Annotated in this window: 10 protein-coding genes; all 10 read right to left on the bottom strand. The window is 33.0% G+C overall.

Annotated elements, in window-relative coordinates:
* Positions 1-13: 13 nt before the first annotated feature.
* Entirely contained in the window at positions 14-778 is a 765-nt protein-coding gene (locus tag HYG85_RS05845) for an enoyl-CoA hydratase/isomerase (RefSeq protein ID WP_212692679.1), read from the bottom strand.
* Complete coding sequence (locus HYG85_RS05850; protein WP_212692680.1) at positions 778-2,037, bottom strand: hydroxymethylglutaryl-CoA synthase family protein; 1,260 nt, start codon at positions 2,035-2,037, stop codon at positions 778-780. Before HYG85_RS05850 ends, HYG85_RS05845 begins: the two co-directional genes overlap by 1 nt.
* A gap of 21 nt (positions 2,038-2,058) precedes the next feature.
* On the bottom strand, positions 2,059-3,279 hold the full coding sequence (locus HYG85_RS05855; protein ID WP_212692681.1) for a beta-ketoacyl synthase N-terminal-like domain-containing protein: 1,221 nt from the start codon (positions 3,277-3,279) through the stop codon (positions 2,059-2,061).
* Positions 3,263-3,505, bottom strand: a complete 243-nt coding sequence (locus HYG85_RS05860; protein ID WP_212692682.1) for an acyl carrier protein — start codon at positions 3,503-3,505, stop codon at positions 3,263-3,265. Before HYG85_RS05860 ends, HYG85_RS05855 begins: the two co-directional genes overlap by 17 nt.
* Positions 3,506-3,558: 53 nt before the next feature.
* Positions 3,559-15,852 (bottom strand): SDR family NAD(P)-dependent oxidoreductase, encoded by a 12,294-nt coding sequence (locus tag HYG85_RS05865; RefSeq protein WP_212692683.1) that lies wholly within the window; start codon positions 15,850-15,852, stop codon positions 3,559-3,561.
* A gap of 17 nt (positions 15,853-15,869) precedes the next feature.
* Positions 15,870-16,688 (bottom strand): class I SAM-dependent methyltransferase, encoded by an 819-nt coding sequence (locus tag HYG85_RS05870; RefSeq protein WP_212692684.1) that lies wholly within the window; start codon positions 16,686-16,688, stop codon positions 15,870-15,872.
* Positions 16,660-17,475 carry an alpha/beta hydrolase gene (locus tag HYG85_RS05875; protein ID WP_212692685.1) on the bottom strand — a complete coding sequence of 272 codons (816 nt, stop codon included), beginning with the start codon at positions 17,473-17,475 and terminating at the stop codon, positions 16,660-16,662. The genes HYG85_RS05870 and HYG85_RS05875 overlap by 29 nt, the downstream gene beginning before the upstream one ends.
* 61 nt (positions 17,476-17,536) lie before the next feature.
* Positions 17,537-19,756, bottom strand: coding sequence for an ACP S-malonyltransferase (gene fabD / locus HYG85_RS05880; protein WP_212692686.1), 2,220 nt, complete (start codon positions 19,754-19,756; stop codon positions 17,537-17,539).
* A gap of 218 nt (positions 19,757-19,974) precedes the next feature.
* Positions 19,975-20,547 (bottom strand): antiterminator LoaP, encoded by a 573-nt coding sequence (loaP, locus tag HYG85_RS05885; protein WP_212692687.1) that lies wholly within the window; start codon positions 20,545-20,547, stop codon positions 19,975-19,977.
* 173 nt (positions 20,548-20,720) lie between these two features.
* A complete protein-coding gene (locus tag HYG85_RS05890) occupies positions 20,721-21,467 on the bottom strand; it encodes a 4'-phosphopantetheinyl transferase family protein (protein WP_212692688.1) in 747 nt (248 codons plus the stop codon).
* Positions 21,468-21,520 lie beyond the last annotated feature (53 nt).

Below are 21,520 nucleotides of genomic sequence, written 5' to 3' on the forward strand. Positions count from 1 at the left end.
ATTAACCTTTTCATCAATTCTCCCAAGGGAATTGTCCTGTATCAACGAACCTATAGATTCCCTTTAAATTATCTGTATCAGAGAATATCTCTAGATTCGCAGTAAGTGCTGTATCTTTTGATGTAATTAAAAAATCAGATAAATGACTCATATAACTTTTATATCTTTTTACACCTTTTTTGGATAGATATCTAAGTCGCAGCATATGTTTACCTAACTGGGCATCCCCATTAGTACCATAAGAGTCTACTAAACCCCATTTGTAAGCTTGCTCTACGGAAACAGGTTTTGTCATCAAAGTCATGTAGTGAGCTTTTGAATATCCTATTCTTCTGATTAAAAAAGGTAGAACACAAGCTGGGAAAAGTCCAAATAGCAATTCTGATAAACTAAAAACAGCTGTATCATTTGCAAGAACAATATCACAAGCTGCTACAAAACCTACCCCTCCCGCATTTGCTTTACCACAAACTAATGCAATTGTTATATAGGGACCTGTTGCTATCTTAAGCCATAGATCATATAACGGCTCTGAATAGCTCTCTTGCTCCTGTCCATCTGCCATTTTATTATGAACTTCCTTAAAATCTGCACCAAAACAAAAAACCTCTGGTAATCCTTTAAAAACTACTATAGTAATGGACTCTTCACACATATTAAGCACTTCATTGCATTCATCTATGAGAAGTTTACTTATTGTATTATTAGACTCAGGTCTATTAAATTGTATAAAACAACTATTACCTTTAACTTCTACTTTTATTGTTTTGTAATTCATTATACCCACCTGTATTCTCTATGAAATTCTTTTATTTCATTTAGAAATAATCTCTTTTCTCCTTGACACCTGTTCATAATTTTTGATATATTATCCGAATCCATTTTTACATTTCTTGTTCCGAATTTTACCGCATCATTACCTTTTAGCAACAAATCATATTCATCCATGGACAATTTATAACGTCTGTCCAAATGTTCACCTATATTAAAACGTTTTTGCAGTTGTTGACCTTGAGGCATTACTACTCCACTATAGAATTCAGAACAGCAACCTGAACCATATGAAAAAACACCAACTCTCTTTGGTGAGTGGAATTCTCCATTATCAATGGTACTTGCAAGTGCCATATATACTGTTCCTCCCATTATATTACCTACACGCTGACAAAAAACCATACCAGGCAATACTCGATATTCAAAGTCTTTTTCAATATCTGCAGGTTTGGCTTTACACATTTTTCTCATCATGGTACGGTGTGCGCCTTTTACCATTCCTCCAAAAGGAGTATGAAAAGCTAAATATTGGAATGTATCTCTATAATCTACTCCATCTACACGTTTTCTATATTCATTGAAGGATTGTTCACAGCAATCCAAATAAGATAATAAAGATAAATCTGAATCTCCAGCCTCTCCATCTGGAACTGGACGACAAGTATCCATTACCTCATAACCATAATATCCATTAGCTCCTACATCAATCTGAAATACATTAGGTGTCTCACTTACTAATATAGCAACAGCTCCTGCCCCTGTACTAGGTTCAGCAAATGACCAATCTGCTGTTAATGCTTCCCCTGGGTCCACTGCTATGAATCTAGCTAGATCTGTGGCTATTACAAGAGCTTTTGCTCCAGGAGAGGCTTGTGATAATATGAAATTAACAGCCATCTGGAATCCAGCTGTTCCAGAATAGCATGCATTCTTTAATTCAAATAATCGGCAGTTACGATTTAATCCTAGATACTCATGTATGTATGTACTCATTGACTTCCCAAAGTCTATACCTGATTCTGAACAAGTAATCAGCAATTCTATACGGTCTTTTTCATCTTCTGATAGAGAGTCTATTATAGGTTTTGCTGCATTTACCCCATAAGATACAGGATCTTCATATGGAAGAGCCACACTTTTTTCCTTCATCAATAGATTATCAAACCTAGCTGTATCCAGCTGGCGATGATTTGCTAACTCCATTACGTCAATATAAGCGCTTCCTCCAAACACATTGATTGCTTCAATTCCTACTGTAGTCATATATATTACCTCCTAATATTTTTATATCTTTCTTAAACATATTGCAGTATTGATGCCTCCAAAACCTATACTTATATTTATTGCAGTTTTGGCTTCATATGAAACAGGTTTTGACTTCACCCAGTTCAATGATGTATTGATAGGGTTATCCAGATTGATGGTTGGATGAAGTTTACCTTCTTTCATTTGCAACATTGTAGCTATAAGTTCTATTGTTCCAGCAGAACTTAAACCATGTCCCGTTATAGATTTAGTTGCATTTAGATAAGCATGAGAGAGTCCGCTGTCACATATTGCCTTCAGCTCTGTCTCGTCTCCTATTTTTGAACCACTCCCATGTGGATTCACATAATCAACTTCATGTGGTTCCAGATTTGCTTTCTCCATAGTTTTTTTTATAGTACTTAGTTCTCCTTCATAAGATGGGTTTGGATTTCTATTACCATCTAATACCGTGGACCAGCCTAATAATTGGGCATAGGGTTCTACTTTTCTTTTGGATGCTGTATCTACTCTTTCTATTACTACAGCTCCGCAAGCTTCTCCATATATAAAACCATCATGATTTTCATCAAAAGGACGACAAGCTTTTTCAGGTTCATCAGCATATGCATCTGAACCCATAGCTCCTAATGACCTGAAAGCTTGACACTCCCAATATGAAAGATCCATTAAAGCTCCTATAACTATACAAACATCTATCTGACCAGATAATATACTTTGTAATCCTTGAATAATGGCGGCTTGTCCACTAGCTGAAGCTCCTCCTAAGGTATAGCTCATCCCTTTTATTCCAAAGTGTTCTGTACACAACCCGCAAATATCACTGTCCATGAATGATAAACCATATGTTGGTGATATAAACCCAAAACGATTTTTGTATTTCTCATGAATCAACAGTTGTTCCCTCTGTTGAATATTAGAGCCTCCTACCACTAATCCAATCCGAGAAGAGTCACAATCATCAAGCTTAGCCTCTTTCCAAGCTTCATCAAGAGTAACCATTGCTGTTTTTGCTGAAAAAGAAGCTGTTCTTAATACTTTCTTTGAGATTGAATCTGGATAAGTTATTTCATCTATCTCTGCACCTATAAAAGATGTTCCATTTTGTCTTCCAGGTCTTTTCATGATGTCAAATCTATGTCTTCCTTCCATCAATGCTTGAGTAAAAGCCTTTTTCCCTTGCCCGATTGATGATGTTATTCCAATACCTGAAATTATGATATTATTGTAATTTTTCATAGATTACCTCAGCCAATTCTCCAATATTACTCACTCCAAAAAGTTCTACACGTGGTATATTCAATGATAGTTCTTCCATTGTCATCATAACTATTTCGGCACGGTCTACAGAATTAGCACCTAAATCTACTAACTTGTCACTAGGCTTTGCTTGATACCCTTCCAAATCTGGTAAAACCTCTCCTATGTTTCTTGAAATAATTTCTAATATTTGTTCTTTGTTCATTTATATCACTCCATATCTATATTTTTTATTTTATTAAGTTGCTTTTTATTGAATTAATCATTAATTACTTTTTTAATATATTTGGCAAATTCTCTTACGCTTGGATAATCATAGATTTTAGTAATCTTTATGGAAAGTCCATATTGTTTATTGATTGTCTGTATCCATTCCACACCAGTAATAGAATCCATACCCATATCAATGAATCTATCATCAATATCAATGTCATTCTCGTCGATATATAATATTTGTGTTAGACTTTTGATTATTGACTCTTGCAATGTATTGTCTTTGATATTCTCATCTACTTCGTTTTCAATATGTGTATCGATTTCTGTTTTTTTGTCTATATCCATTTTATGTAGTAATTTATCTGCCTGTTCAATATCTAATGACCCATAACTAAAATCTTGTAATATCTTATCAATGGATAATTTTTCTTTTGATAGCTCCTTATCATCACATTGGCATATTACATTCATATTATTTATTTTTGGTTTATCATTTAATGGAACTAAAGAAATACTTCTAGGTTTTTCTTTTGTAGCATTTGATATTGAGATCTCTTTGTTGTCATTTGCGTTGTTTAATTCAATGGTAGGCTCAATAGTGGATTCAATAGTAGATTCAATGTTATATTCAACGATGTTTCTAGGAACCCAACAAGATTTTTTTGCAAAAGGATAAGTAGGTAAACTTATTTTTTCAGGTCTATCATCTCTATACAGTGCATCCCAATCCACATATAATCCTTTTGTCCATAGGTCTAATAGTTTTGTATATTTCTTCTTTTTAATCCATTTCTCTATGGCTTCCTGAATTTCTTCGTCTTTTGCCAGTATGGCTAATGTTTCCTTGTTTCGTTTACTTTCTCCTGTAAAAAGTTCAGGTACTGATTCTTTTCCTTCTATATAATCATTTAGTCTCTCTTTTAATTCATCCAATGTTTTGACTATGACTCCTAGTCTTTCCTCCATTGGTTCTCTTCCTACTTGAAGGGTATAGGCTATCTTTTGTAGGTCATTATCTGTCATTTGTTCTGTCTTTATTGTATGGAGTAGCTGTTTTGCCCTTTCTTTTAGTTGTTCTTTTGTTTTGGCTGATAGTATTATCATTTCTTGTATTTCAATGTTTTTTTGTATCTTTTCTTTTTGTTTTGGCTTGTATTCTTCTATTAGCACATGGGCATTTACTCCGCCGAATCCAAATGAACTGATTCCTGCTCGTCTTGGTATTTCCACACCTTTTTCATCTTTTAGTGTTTTCCATTCCTCTGCTTTGTTTACTATATAGAATGGACTTCCTTCAAGTTTTATGTATGGATTAATAGTTTCACAGTGTAAGCTTTTTACTAATGTCTTATGTTTAATTTGTAGTAATACTTTTATCACTCCTGCTATTCCTGCTGCAAGTTCCAAGTGTCCTATGTTGGTTTTTACTGACCCTATTCCACATCTGCTATCTTCTATCTGATTATTTTTTGACGCTTCATACATTTCTTCAAATGCTGCTTTTAATCCATTTATTTCTATCGGGTCTCCTAGTTCTGTTCCTGTTCCATGTGCCTCTATGTATGTGACTGTTCTAGGGTTTATTCCTGCTTTTTCATAAGCTGTTTTTATTAGTTCTGCTTGGGCTTTTGGATTTGGTGCAGTTAAAGAGTTTGCTCGTCCTCCATGATTTTCTGCTGTTCCTTTTATTATTCCATAGATATGGTCTCCTGCTTCTTCTGCATCTTTTAGCCTTTTCAGCATTATCATACCTGCTCCTTCTCCTCTTGCATAACCATTTGCTTTGTCTGAGAAGGTCTTGCATCTTCCATCTTCACTTAGCATTCCTGCTTTGCTGAACCCTATATGTGCATCAGGAGTTAGAATTGTATTTACTCCTCCTGCTATTCCCATGTCACAGCTGCCATTTTGTATTGCAATAACAGCTCTATGTATTGCAACTAATGAGCTTGAACATGCTGTTTCTATTGGCTCACTTGGTCCATGTATATCAAGGTAGTAACTCATTCGGTTAGGTCCTATTGATGGTACTGTTCCTGTTGATGTGTAACCTTCTATTGGCACATCTGCTTTTGATATTAACTGGTTGTATCCTGTTGAGCCTGTTCCTACGAATATACCTGTTTTTGTTCCTGATAGTTTCATAGCAGAGTATCCTGCATCTTCTATTACTTTCCAGACATACATCATCAATAGTCTTTGTTGTGGGTCCATGAGCATTGCTTCTTTTGGTGATATGGAGAAGAACATTGGATCGAATTCATCTATACCATCTATGAATCCACCCCATTTTATATTGGTCTTATTCTTTTCTTTCTTAGGGTCTCCATAATAAGCTTTCCAGTCCCAGCGTTCTTTTGGTATTTCTGTAATACAGTCTTTTTCCCTTTCAAGGTTATTCCAGAATTCTTCTACGTTATTTGCCATTGGGAAGATACCGCTTATTCCTACAATTACTATTGTATCTTTTTCTTCTTTTGTTATTTCTTGCTTGATTTCTGACTTTTGTGCAACTAGGGATACCTGTTCAGTTTTTCTATTAATAAAACGCTTTTTATTATTGTGATTCATTGATTTTATACCCTTTATATCTAACTGACTTGCTAATTCTTGTGATGTAAGCTGTTTTTCTTGTGGTTTTTCTTTTAATTTTTCTAGTCCTTCTTGTTTTGTTTTTTCTGTCGTAGTTGCAGCTTCTCCTAATTGTTCTATCAGTATGCTCCTATAATCTTTCATCATGTATTGTGTAAAATCATATATGGTAGAGTATTCAAAAAATATGGTAGGGGTTAATTCTAAGTTGTACTTTTGATTAAGATTGTTTGCAAACTTAGTAAAGGTTATTGAATCAAATCCATATTCATTGAGTTTTGTGTCTGTATCTATGTCTTCTACTTTTACTTGCAGTAAATTAGATACCATCTGTTTTAGTATTGTCTGGATTTTATTAGTTATAGAATCCAGTTCAATGGAACCATCATTTGTATTTGAAGTTTTTCTACTATCTTTAATATCTAATATTCTATTAGGTTCTTCATTCATTATTTTTGTTGTAGGTATAGGTATTTTCATTTGTGTATTTATCTTCTGTCTTATTTTTTCACTATTTCCTTCAATCACCATTACTTGGTCTTTATCTAATGCTAATCCTTTGTAGAATGCTTCTATGCCTGTTCTGTTTTCCATAGCTGTCATTCCCATGTTCTTTTCCATCATCTTTTCTGTTTCTTCATCAATCTTCATGCCTCCATTTTTCCACATAGGCCAATTGATAGCTAGGGTATGTCCTTTTCTGTATCCTTCTTCTACTAGTTGGTTTCTATATGCTGCGTATGCATCCATGTAGGCATTGGCTGCTGCGTAATCTGCTTGTCCTAGGTTTCCGAGTACTCCTGATATTGATGAGAATAGGATAAAGAAGTCAAGAGGTATGTCTTTTGTTAGTAAATCAAGATTTATTAATCCTGTTACTTTTGGCTGCATTACTTGTTTTATTTCTTCTTCTGTCTTCTTAATGATATAGTTGTCTTTGATTATTCCTGCACTATGGATGATACCATCAAGCCTACCATACTCTTCCTTGATTTCTTTTATGAGCTTGTCAATCATATCTTTGTCTGTTACATCTACTTGTTTATATTGTATATTGCTTGTTTTGATTGTTTTTCTTGTTTTTTCTAATCTAGCTTTTTTTTCATTGTTTAACGGTGATCTTCCTGCAAGTATTATCTTGCTTCCTTTTGCTTTTTTTATGATGTCTTCTGCAAATAGTAGTCCTAGTCCTCCTGCTCCTCCTGTTATCAGGTATACTCCGTCTTGTTTCAAGTATGTATCCTGGCTATATTCTACTTCTGATAGTTCTTCCCATCTTTTTACGTAACGTTTTCCATTTTGGTATGATATCTGCTTATTTTCAGGATACTTGCTGTTTTCTTTTATTATGTTTATTATGTCTTCTTCATCATCTGTTTCTATTTGAATCATCTGTCCTGTGAGTCTTGTACTTTCTATTTCTGCTGTTTTCAATAATCCTGATAGACCTGCAAACAATTGCTTTTGTCTATTATTCTTGGTTATAATCTGAATGAGTGTATTTTGTTTATTATTTTGTTTCTTATTGTCTTGATGCTCTTTTGTCTGATTGCTTATTGTTCTTTTAATGATATTAAATGCACTAAGCATACACTTTGTATATGATTCTTGTATAGGTATATTTTCTATATGCGTTCCTTGACTTGCTTTACTTCCTTCTATTCCTTCTATTTCTTCTATTGATTCTTGTAATTCAAGATTTATGCATTTTACTCCTTCTATCTTGTTTTCCACGCTGTTTGTTGATATTTCGTCAAATCCGCAGAGCATTACAATATGATTGTCATAGGAGACTATTTCTTCTTGACTGCCACATTCTGCTTCCTCCCAGATTGGCTGAAACATCAATGTTTCAACTTTATTTTCTGTTTCTATTATATTTCCTTTTTCTTCTTTTATTGTTCTGTAGGTATAGCCTTTCATACTTACACAGACCTTACCGTTTTCATCACATAAGTCTATATCTATTTTTTTCACTGAATCCTCTAGGTTGCTCTTTTCACTGTTACGAAGATATGCCCACATATATTTGGTGCATGAGTTATGAATCATCACTTCTTCCAGTGTAAATGGTAGCGTAAGTTTTTTCTCATTGTCTTCTATCATCAGACCGATTGATGCCTGGAGGGCTGAGTCCATCATGCAAGGATGAAGTATATACTGGTCACATGTGTTTTGTATTACTGATGGTAATACTAGCTTAGCGAGCACCTCATTATTACCTACATAGACCTTATGGATTCCCTTGTGTCCTGCTTTGTAATTCATGCCTACCGAGCTGAATATTTCGTAGCAATGATCAGATGATAGGATATCCTTGTCACATGTTTCTTGTAACCTATTTATATTAATGTTTCTAGTTTCTTTGTCATTGCTTATAACAACTGTTCCTTGTGAATGAATCAGTTCTAATTCTTCATCACCTTTAATATCATCTGATGTTTTACTATAAATCTCATAAGATATTTCTCCATCATCTTTTGGATATAACCGTATATTTATGTTTACAGGGTCATCATCAACTATGACAGGTTGTATCCAGACCACATTTTTGATTTTTATCAACTCATCTGTTACATTTGCTGCCTGACTTACAGCTGCTCTTACCATTTCAAGATAAGCCACACCAGGAAGGATCTTATTACTTCCCACCCTATGATGGTCCAGGAAGAATTCTTGCCCTGTGAATGTTGAACTGAACCTTTGCTCCCAGAAATCGGAGGTATTTTCATGTAATAGTGGATGCAGTTTTGTTTTCCTATCTTGATTGATTTCTTTTATTGGTTGAACTTCACAGTTATCTTTCTCTGGTACCCAATATTTTTCTTTGTTGAATGGGTATGTTGGTAAACTTATTCGTTGATATTGATTATCAAACAGTTTACCAAAATCTAATTTATATCCTTGAATAAACATATTGGCTAGAACAGATAATTTTTCAAGATATTCATTAGCATTGCTGTCCTTACAAGATTCAACACATTCATTGCCATATTGTTTTAATAAAGGCTGTAAGATAGATTTTTCTTTTTGTCCTACAAATATTTGTAATCCTTGACCTTTTTCTAACCATTTGCCTAATTGATTAATTAATTCTGTTTTGTTGCGTGCAACATAAGCTAATCGATAATTGAAATGTTTTCTACCCATTAACAATGTATAACTAATGTTTCCCAAATCTAATTTTTGAGTTTGTTCACAGTGTATAATTAGTTGTTTTACCTGCTCTTGTAATTGCTGGAATGTACGAGCAGACAGCACAATCAAATAACCTGGATTATCATTATGTCTTTTAGTTTTTTCAGGTGCTTCTTCAATGACTACATGTGCGTTGGTACCACTAAAACCAAAGGCACTTATAGCAGCACAGCACTTTGAATCCTCATCAACCTTCCAATCACTCAATTCTCTATTTACAAAGAAAGGACTATCATCAAAATTAATCTTGGAATTTCCTTGTTTATAATGAAGTGATGGTGGTATCTGCTTATATTTTAATGACATAAGTATCTTAATCAATCCTGCGACACCTGATGCTGCTGATGCATGACCCATATTAGTTTTGATTGAACCTATAGAACAATACTTAGTTTTATCAGTATAATTTCTGAATGCATTGGTCAATGCTTCATATTCTATAGGATCACCTAATATGGTGCCTGTTCCATGAGCTTCTATCATCTGAATATCTTCTGGATTAATATTGAAAGTATCATATACATATCGTTCCAATCTCTCCTGAGATTTGGAGCTAGGTGCAGTAATACCGTTGGTTTTTCCATCCTGATTAATACCTGAACCTTTAATGACACCATAAATATGGTCACCATCATTAACAGCATCTTCCAATCGTTTGAGAACTAGCGCACCCGCACCTTCACCCCAGATAAATCCATCAGCACTTTCATCAAAAGTATGACATCTTCCTTTGATGGATAACATTCCTGCACGATTACCGTTTAGATAATAATCTGGAGTACTTTGTACAAAAACTCCTCCAGCTAATGCCATTTCTGTCTCGCCCATTCTTAGGTTCTGACAGGCAAGATGAATTGCAACTAATGAACTTGAACAAGCTGTATCAACAGTAATAGCTGGACCTTGTAAGTCAAGATAATAAGCAATTCTAGAAGATACCATAGATCCTGCATTACCCCACATGGACTGTGGAGGTGGGTTATTTCCGAATAATTTTGGATAATCGCCTCCATGATAGCCAGCAAAAACTCCACAAGTACGTCCTTGAATACTTTCTCCAACATATCCTGCATCTTCTAATGCATTCCAGCATTCTTCTAAAAACAGTCTCTGCTGAGTATCCATATATGTAGCTTCAACACCTGATATATTGAAGAACAATGGATCAAAATAATCTATATCTTCTAAGAATCCTCCGTGATTACAATATTCTTCTTCTTGTTCATAGTATTTGGATAGGTCCCATCTAGTTACTTCTTCAACTAAATCTTCACCCTTAACCAAATGCTCCCATAATTCTTCAACGGATTTAGATTTTGGGAATTGTCCACTCATACCAATAATGGCTATCTCATGTTGTTTATGTGTTTTTACTGTACTATTTTCTACTTTTATATCCTTTGAGACATTATTGGTTGATATTATGTTATTGGAGGTTATATCGGTATCATCATATATAATTTCACTTGAACCATAATGTTTATTAAGGATATCCTTATATTTTTCTACAATGTACCCCGCTAATCTATTGACAGAACTATAATCAAATATATTGGTTGTTTTCAATTCTGTCTTTAGTTCTTGGTTGATGGATTGAATAAGATGAATTCCAGTAATAGAATCTAATCCGTAATCTGCAAAAGACTGTCCCTTATCAATTCTATTAATATCTATTTTTAGTAACTTGGACAAATTATCTGTTATTGTTTCTTTTACATGGTCTAAGATCATTTGGTTCGTAAAATCACCTTTTATAGAAGGGGTATTATAATTAGCATTAACAGTTTTATACTGATTAATCGTATTCTTTTCCTGTTGCACTTTTGATGTGTTTTCTAGTTGCTGTAATACAATACCATCACTTTCAGCAATAATAATCTGTTGTCCCAATTCATTCATATTATAAGGCTCAAAAGTTACAAGTCTGTATCCTTCCCATTCTAAGATTCTCTTCCAATTTTCACCACTGAGATTTGGACAACCTTTGATACGTAACGGTTTATCTTCATATCTCCACCAGCCATCTAATAATCCAAATGTTAAGTGGTTAAAGATATTATGATTATTTATCTCATTTAACATTATCACACCATTTGTTTTTAATGCTGCCTTAGCATTACGTAATGAGTGTCTTATATTTTTGGTTGCATGAAATACATTAGTTCCTATTACAATATCATAGGTATCCTCATTTATATTCTGAAGCGCAATAGGTTGTTCAATATTGAAAATTTCATACTTAAGGTAAGGATAGTCACTAAAACGCTCCCCAGCATTAATCAAAAATAGTTTTGAGATATCTGTATAACAATATTCTTCAATATATCGTTCATATGCTTCTAATTTCTTAAGAACAACTGAGGTAGTTCCTCCTGTACCTGCCCCAATTTCAATAATCCTTATTCTTACTCCTTGTTCTGATTTTCTCCTGTTCTCTATATAATCAACTACCAGATTTCCTATCATCTCATTATAATAATCTGCTACTGTATTATTCTTATATATTCCTTCTACTAATTTGATGGAAGAGTCTGGAAAAATAACATCTGTCGCAGATATTTGTCCTGTGAGAATTCTTGGTAATTCTGCTAAGGCTGCTTCAGCTAATATAACCATTGACTTCATGTCTCTATCATTTAACCATATACTTTTTTTGTTTTCCCATTCATCCCATACATTATCGTGATGTTGTTTCTTTTGGTTAATTACAATATGCTTATGACCGTCATAGCTCAAACAGTCGTAATGTGCCAATAGAGATATACTTTCTTCAAACCACCTATCATACATGCTTGGTAGGTTTATCTTTTTTTTCATTTCAGTAATATCCAAGACTGTATGATTAAGTAATCCTAGATCTTTGAAACTCTTCCAAAGAAGCCTATAAAGAAGTTCATTCAAACTATCCATTTGTTGATTTCTATCAGATATCACATCACTTATATTGATTTCTGGTTCAGTAATAGATGATTGAAGTTTTTCAACAATTGAATCCATCCTAGGTGGAAATACATTCATCACCTTATTTTTATTAACAGCATCCAATTCAAAGGATTGTAAGGTTTTCATATATACAATCTGGTTAAACTTACTAGTTAATACTAATTCCAATGTTTTCATAGCCTCTTCAGGTTCAATAGAAGCATATCCTAATTGTGCCATTCTATCTCGATATTTTTCTGAAGCTACAATACCAACACTTCCCCAATATCCCCAGTTTATGACCTTAACTGCACATGATAGCTCCGAGGAAAGCCTATGTGCAAAAGCATCATTGAAAGTACATCCAGAAGCATAATTGCTTTGACCTGCATTTTTAGTGAATGACATGATTGAAGAAAAAAACATAATAAAATCCAAGTTCTCTTTCTTGAAAACTTGAACCATTCTAATGCTTATATAGAGTTTTGTTGCCAATCCTTCTCTAAAACTATCCTCATCCATATTAGCTAGACTGCTGTCATGTAAAACAATTGCTGAATGAATTACACCATTTATACAATTATATTGTTTTTTTATCTCCTTATAAGCTTGTTCAAGCTCTGATAATTTGGTTGCATCAGCTGAAATATAATATGGTTTTTCGCCTAATTTTGCCAACCTATCAATTTTAGATTGTATTAATTCATCTTTTTCACGACGTCCTATCCATATTACTTTTGCCTGATAGTTTTTAATTACATATTCACTCCATACTTCTCCTATTCCTCCTGCTCCACCAATTACAACATAAACTCCTCCATGCTTGTAAGCTGTAGTATCAGCAGGTATGGACTGGTGAATTGGGACTAATTTTTGTTTATACCATTCCCCATTGCGATAAGCTAAAGGATTACCCTGTGAATCTACAGGTAAGGAGAATAAATTATCAATAGGCCAATTTTGTTCATCAGCTTCCAAATCTACAAGTCTTATATTCCAGTTACTATATTCCTTTGCCAAAGAACCTATTAATCCATGAATGGAAGCATATACAGGATTGATTTTTTCATCTTTATGAATACCCTGTGATTGTTTTGTTATAAATGTCAATCCTAGATTCTTTGTATCATAATCCAAGTTAATTAATGCTTTAATTATTCTAAATACTAGTATAGCCTCCCCATAACTTTCTCCTACTTCATCATCAGAAGCTAACTGGTTAAGTGATTCATTGGAATTAATCACTATAATATGCTCTATAAGGTCATATGACTCAACCTTATTTATAATATCATCGATATTATCAGAAGCATTAATATCCAAAACTTTTCCATTAGGATATTGTTTCATTATTTTGCTAATTACTTGCTTATTTCCACCTATAATAACAATATTGCTTTCTTTAGATGGGAATTGTTCTTCACTACTAATGACATTCATATCCCAAGTAGGTACCATCATGGAATCTACTTCATGTTCATCATCCTTGATGATTTCTTTTTGTTCTGGTTCTTGTATCCAATAGCTTTCCTTGTCAAAGGGATAACCTGGCATAGATACTCTATAGCAAGCATTTTCTACAAACAATTTAGTCCAATTAATTTCATGGTTATTAGTATATAATCTTGCTAGAGTAGTAAGATATTCTTTATATTCATCTTTATCAATATTGGATTTATTTAATTTGTCTAAAATATAATCAGCTTCTATAGTATTTTTAGTAACCCCATCTATTGTAGATAAATCCCTGTTTGTATTGTCAAAATAGTCCTCATCAACTTCATTATGAAGTACTTGTACTATCTTATCTTTTAGTTCTTTTAAATCTGATGCAATAATTATGCACCTGTTGGTAAAATGTTTCCTGCCGACTAATAAAGTATATGATACATCTTGGATTGAAATATTATCCGATTCTTTATCCAGCCATTTATTCATATATATAAGTTTCTGCCTTAAAGCTGTCTCTGTCTTAGCAGAAAAAGGAAATAGGAAAGGATGTCTTTTAGAGTTTTCCCTAATTCTTGTTTTTGCTGGTGGTTCTTCAATGATCATATGACAATTGGTTCCACTAAATCCAAAGGAACTTACTCCAGCTCTCAAAGGTATTCCGTCTTTTCTTTCCCAATCTTTTAATTGAGTGTTAATGTAGAAAGGACTATTAACAAGGTCAATATGTTCATTAATATCTTCTACGCTTATTGTTGGAGGTATTTTCTTATATCTCATTCCCATAAGAATTTTGAATACACCTGCAATTCCTGCTGTCATTATTGTATGTCCAAAATTAGGTTTATGTGATCCGAGAACGCAAAAATGCTTTCTATCCGTAAACATACTGAAGGCTTCATTTAATGCCTTAATTTCAATAGGATCTCCTAATTTTGTTCCTGTTCCATGAGCCTCTACGTAACTTATAGTTTCTGGATTGATAGATGATTTTTTATAGGCTTGATATATCAAGTTTTTTTGAGACAGCATACTAGGCGCAGTAATTCCTTTTGTTCTTCCGTCTTGATTGACTGCTGAACCTTTTATTACACCATATATATTATCTCCATCATTCATTGCTTTTTCCAATGGTTTGAGGATCAAAGCACCTACCCCTTCGCCAATTACTATCCCATTAGCACCATTATCAAAGGTTTTACATTTCCCATTAGGTGATAACATACCTGTATCTGAAGCCATATAATAGAATTCTGGTGAACTTGTAACGAAAACTCCTCCTGCAAGAGCCATCTCAACTTCACCTTTATGTATACTCTCACATGCAAGATGAATTGCCATCAAAGATGATGAACACGCTGTATCCACAGCAATACTAGGGCCTTTGAGATTAAAGAAATATGATATCCTTCCTGCCAATATTGACATGTCGTTGCCTAAAAAGCATTGGGAACTGATAGATTGTTTCTGTAATGTTCTATCTTTATAATCAGATGTACGTCCACCTACAAAAACCCCAATATTCTTACCTGATATCTCATCATCTGAATATCCCCCATCTTCAAAAGCCTTATATGCTTCTTCAATGAATAATCTTTGTTGTGGGTCCATTCTTTCTGCTTCTAGTGGAGATATGTTAAAAAACAGTGGGTCGAACTTGTCAACTTCTTTTAACATGGCTCCCCATCTTTTTCTGTTATCATTGTTTTGTAATGGATGATATTTAGAATACTTGTCCTCATCCCAATCAAAGCGTGTTATTTCATCAATACAGCAGTCTCCTTCTTGAAGATGCTGCCAAAATTCTTCTATTGTATCTGAATCTGCAAACCTTCCTGATATACCTATTATAGCTATATCTGACTTATTTATTTCACTATTTTTATCAGCTATATTGACTACTTCTTTTTCCTTATCAGTATTCATCTCATCACTGTACTCTGTGTATATATATTCTGCTAATTCTTTAACACCTCTATAATCAAATACAACATCAATTCCTACATCAATGTTAAACTCCTGATTAATATTTTCAATTAAATCTACACTTAAAACAGAATTGATGCCTAAATCTAAGAAACTATTATGTAAGACCAATGATTCATCTATATCATCTTTTATCTCTAAAATAATATTTTTAATTTTACTTTCTATCGTCTTTAATCTAACCGCCAATATCAGTAGCCCCTTTCTTACATTTTTTCACCTACCGCCATGTATAACTGACGGATAATAGAGTGATTCTCATTTTTTAACATATTCCTCCACCCCACAGAAACTTTTGCGAGTTTTTTACTGGACAAAAATCCATCCTGCACCAGTTTTACTGGAATTCCTATTCCTTCAGATTTGAAAAACAAGTCTTCTCCTACTACTTCACTATGAGCATTGATACTCTCAAAATATATATTGGAAAATCCTCCTTTTTTAAGTATATAAGGTAATTCTCGTCCAATCTTTGGATTACCTCCTTCTGCATAACGTGAACTACAATATGCTTCGTATAAATCTCTTAATTCTGGAATGTGAGGATAAGTCATAATATGCATTTCAAAATCGTTATCAACGAATATAGCCTTACCACCAGGTTTCAATACTCTATAGATTTCCTTGACAGCATTTACTGGATCTGGTAGATGTTCTAGTAGTAATCGTATAATTGCAATATCAAATTTATTATCTGGTAATTCTGTATTCATTATTGACTTATTTATAATATCAAAGTTTTCATATCCAGCTTCTGATAAGTATTTTCCTGAATAGTCCACAAATAAAGGTTCCCTTTCAACTAATGTTATTTGTACATTAGGGAAACTTTGTAGTATTTTTTCAGTTACAAACCCAGGTCCTGACCCTATCTCAACTATAGACTTACCATCTTCCAGACCATATTCTATATAATGTTTAAATTCATTATCCCAAAATAATTCTACCTGACCCTTAAGGCGATTTATCTCATTTTCAATACTTGCGGAAATAGTATTAACTTGATATGAGCCTTGTTGTTCCATAGTCATCCACAATCCTTTCTTCTTTTTTAGTATTAACACTTATTAAAAATTGATAAATATGCTCAGCAGCTGTAATCCAATGTGTGTCCAGCATCATATCATGATTGACGTTATCTAAAATAACAGGTTCAACTCCATAAAACTTAGCTGTATCCATTACTGATTTTATGGATACACATTTGTCTTTTGTTGAACCTAGTACCATTAGTTTCATATTTGAATTTTTTAGTGACCTGGGAACGATTCTCCTTAATAATCTTTTTATGACTTTATTTGATTCAGGCTGTAATTCTTTTATATATCTATCTCTTTTATCTTTGTCCAAGTCATCAGAGAAAAATAATTTATCCTGTCCTTCTCTTTCACATTTTGGTGCTTTCAAGTTCTTGAAGATACCTCTTATCAATTCACCAGCTATACCATTAGGAGGAGCGGATGACATTAATACTGCACCTTCAACTCTTTCTGAATATGATTGTAATACTTTCTGTACAACAGCGCCTCCCATAGAATGTCCAATTAAAATAGGCTTTTTCTCAATATGATTCATCATCATCACTACATCTTCCACATAATCATCCAGTGTAAATGAATTAATTTTTTCATGACCTTCACTATTTCCATGTCCCCGAAAACTAAGAGCATATGCTGGATATCCTTTTTCAGAGAAATAAGGAAGGAAATTTTCCCTGTAGCACCATGCTCCATGATATGCTCCATGTATAAAAATTAGAGGTGTCAGGTCATTATTCACCTCTTTGGTTTCTTTCAATATCTCATATTGCAAAATTTGTCCATCCTCTCATCAAAATTCTTGAAATGGTTAAATGTTCAAAGTATATAAATTATTAATTACTAGAAATTTTACTGATTCGCTTATTGAAATAATCAGCAGTCTCTTTCATAATTTTTTCACCTATTTCATCTACGTGGCGATTTCTCCAATTTTCTATCTCTGTTCCTTTAATCCATTGATTGAATGCTCCCAGTGCTGGTCCACAGTTTATTTGATAATCCACTTTACAGTCTTCACAACCCTTAAGTGCCATTTGGGTACTATGGCCAAAATACCACTTGAATATTAAAGCCATCTTATGTTTTTTATTTTCTTCAGCTTTCTTAATCTCCTTAGGTGGATAATAATTTTTTACTTCTTTGAAAACATCTGCAAAACTCATTCTGAAATATTTTTCTTGAATCTGTTTCTTGAGTTTTTCATCTATCTCTTCAATAGAATTATATTGTTGATATATACTATAGAGTTTATTAGCCCTTGCAGGAAAGAATAATCCTTTTCTCAATACTTGAACTTTTGCACCTATCTCAAACATGTCCCCTGCTGGTACATAAGCAGTATCCTGAACATTAGCTTGTTGTAACAGGTCTTTTGCTGAGTCACTGATATCAGCTTCAACAGAACATTGATTAATAGAACCTGTGACAATAAAATCTGCTCCTAACATAAAAGCTGCCGCCGATGCTTCAGATGTTCCTATTCCTCCTGCTGCTCCAACATGGATTTTATTATCATATGAATACTTTTTCATCATATCATCCCGTAATTTAATCATGGCTGGTATCAACGCACATGGATTCCCTCCATCTGTATGTCCTCCTGAATCACTCTCGACACAAATATCATCTGCTACAGGAACATTTTTTAGATATTCAGCTTCTTTTAGAGTTATTTTATCTTCTTTTAATAGTTTGGATATAATGAAGTCAGATGCTGGACTCATAAATCCCTCCGCTACTTCTGGTCGTGATATTTTTGCTATGATTTTGTTATTTGTGATTAATTTACCTTGATTATCTTTTCTTATCCCTTTTGCTTTATACCGAATTAAGGAAGGGGTTACATTTAGGAATGCAGCTGCTTCAATTACCTTTATGTCATTTTCCAAAAATAAATCTATCAATCTTTCTTCTTGTTCTGCGTTATTGAAATTATGGACTATATTCATACCATATGCTTGTCCATTGGATAATTCTCTTTTAATATATGTAATATCCTGTTTAATCTTATTATGCTTCATACCTCCAGTTCCTAGGAAACCCATCATGCCCGCTTTTCCCATCTTAACAACTAATTCTTTTGAAGCTATACCTCTATACATGCCTCCAGCTATATAAGCATATTTTAAACTATAATTATCTTTGAATTCTTTGCTTCCCAAAGAGTAAGGGGTTACCAAGTCTTCCTCTATAATTAATGGTTCTGCTTCTCTTTGGATTCTTCTAATCATATTCTGTAGTACTTTTCCTGGTCCAATTTCTTTAAAATCCATTTCTCCACATCCCATTAAGTAACGTATGCTTTCTGTCCATTTCACTGGACTATCAATTTGAGATGCTAAAGTCACCTTTATTTCATCCTGTTTATAGGGACGTGCTTTAACATTAGATATAACTGGAATTTTAATTGGATTCAATTTTACAGAATTTAGATGTCTTTCAAATTGTTCTTTTGCTTTACTCATATACTGGGAATGGAACGCCCCACTAACTTTTAGAGGTGCATATAATCTTAACTTTGGTACTTTTTCAAATATAGGTTGTGCTAAATCAATTTCTTCTTCAGGACCAGAAATTACAATTTGAGTTGGTGTATTGTAATTAGCTATATTAATAGATTCTAATCCATTATTCTTCAGTTCATTAATGATCTCCTGTTCACTTAGACCGATAATAGCAGCCATCTTACCGCCTTGTGCCTGACTCATAAGTCTACCACGCTCTTTTACAAGTTCTAATCCTGTAGCAAAATCATATACTCCCGCAGCAAATAAAGCATTATATTCTCCTAGGCTATGTCCTGCAACGTAATCAGGTTTCCTACCTGTATCTTTTATGGTTTTTAGATAACTTAAAGCATTAACTACATATAAAGCTGGTTGAGTATATTGGGTCTGACCTAATTGTGAATAAGGATCTTGTAAACAAAGTTCTTTGATTGAATACCCTAAAATCTTATCTGCCTCCATAGTTAATTCTACAAATTCATCAAAAAGAGTACTTCCCATTCCTATCTCCTGAGAACCTTGTCCTGGAAAAACATATGTTAACATTCTTCTACCTCCTAATTGATTTCATTAAAAAAAGACTTTTGTTTGCAATCCAAAAATCTTTATCATTACATTTTTTATATTTTATTGTAACAAATCTTACTTAAGACATAGCTTCGCCCTTTCACACCTCAATTAGTGCTAACTAAGTGTTCAAAGTATGTCATCCTCCTTTAATAACGCGACTCTAGCGACGATTAATAAATTTTGGAATTTGCTTACTAACATTCTAAAGCTGTTATATTATTAATAGGGAAACCTTCTCTACTTTTACTTAAAATCTCCAATGAAACATACACATTCCTGATTTGTCCCATAAATTGGAGTTCTATCAATGCCCGTCTTTTATGTCTATCAATTCTTTTGATTCTACTTTCCCTTCCTTTTAGAGGACCTGAATTAATAATAATCTGATCTCCCTTAATCAAACCTAATGATTGTTCTACAATATAATCTTTGTTACATAAGCTTAATATAAAATTACTTTCTTGTTCATTCAATGCCATGCAATCTGGTTCTTGTTTACCAAGTAGATTTATAAACCATTTAATATATTTTGTGGTCATTATTGCTTCTGTTATAAAACTTTCTGCATCCATTAATGTTCTAACAATAACATAACCTGCAAACATGGGTTTCAATTCTTTATGAGTGTTTTTTGATTTTTTATAGATAACTTCTATTTTAGGAATGAATGCTACTGTATTTATGTCATTCATCATCTTATTTAAAAAATCACAGGCCATCTGTTCTTTTCCTGTTTGTACAAAAAAAACAAAATAATTAATTGTCACCTGTTTACCTCCTAAAACAAAAAACAAAATAATCAGTTTTAATTTTACAATATATGCCATTATTGTTATTAATTATATATTATAATTTAATAATTGTCAATTTATATTATTATCATATTCAATTTACTATTTACAATTTTCTTTTATTTGTTTCAGTTGATGCTATTAAGCACTTATGATATATTAATTTTGTTAGATGCATTCTCCATAGTAGGATATTCAAGCATTAAATTACATTTATTAGGATAACATATTGTAAATATGCTTCTATTCAGTTTAAAGGTTTTAGCTTCAAACATGGCAAAATTTTTATATTTACTAATAATACAATTATTGTCACAATCCAAACTATTTACTTCATACATTTTTAATGATGTTAAAAACCCAATTTTTAAAGCCTTGGATAAAGCTTCTTTCATGGTCCATATAGCTATAACTCCTTCATGTTCTTCCCATTGACAGTTTTCAACTAGATTAATTTCTTGTTCTGTCATCTGTGATTTGATGGATTTTAAATGATTGATGTCTATAACTTCAATATCTATACCTATTGGATAATGTTCTTCTACTGCTGCTGAGGCTCCTACATATTTAGTATGTGTTATGGTTACTGTCAAATTTTTATTATTGTTCTTTATAATTGGATAATGGAATATACCTTTATCAATAAATATTTCTTGCTTATCATTATCCATAAAATAAGCTAAGGCTCTTTTGGAAGAAACTCTACCTAGTAAATATGAAACTTTTCTTGCTTCGTATTTTAATTGATTATAATACTTTTTTTCTTGTGATGATAAATAGTTATCTATGAACTCTTTTGTTACCATTTGTGAATCTCTCAATGAACATAAACTAACCGTTAATGGTACTGTTTTATTATTATCAACTAATTCTGTTTCAACGTCTATATACTTCATAATTTCCTCCATATCAGATTATGTCGTGCAACCTGCTTTTCATTTATTTCATT

This window comes from Vallitalea guaymasensis (assembly GCF_018141425.1).
Classification (GTDB): Bacteria; Bacillota; Clostridia; order Lachnospirales; family Vallitaleaceae; genus Vallitalea; species Vallitalea guaymasensis.

Coding starts and splice junctions, on each gene's coding strand:
- HYG85_RS05860 (WP_212692682.1), bottom strand. CDS start 3,505: ATGAACAAAGAACAAATATTAGAAATTATTTCAAGAAACATAGGAGAG.
- HYG85_RS05870 (WP_212692684.1), bottom strand. CDS start 16,688: ATGGAACAACAAGGCTCATATCAAGTTAATACTATTTCCGCAAGTATT.
- HYG85_RS05850 (WP_212692680.1), bottom strand. CDS start 2,037: ATGACTACAGTAGGAATTGAAGCAATCAATGTGTTTGGAGGAAGCGCT.
- HYG85_RS05855 (WP_212692681.1), bottom strand. CDS start 3,279: ATGAAAAATTACAATAATATCATAATTTCAGGTATTGGAATAACATCA.
- fabD (WP_212692686.1), bottom strand. CDS start 19,756: ATGTTAACATATGTTTTTCCAGGACAAGGTTCTCAGGAGATAGGAATG.
- HYG85_RS05845 (WP_212692679.1), bottom strand. CDS start 778: ATGAATTACAAAACAATAAAAGTAGAAGTTAAAGGTAATAGTTGTTTT.
- HYG85_RS05890 (WP_212692688.1), bottom strand. CDS start 21,467: ATGAAGTATATAGACGTTGAAACAGAATTAGTTGATAATAATAAAACA.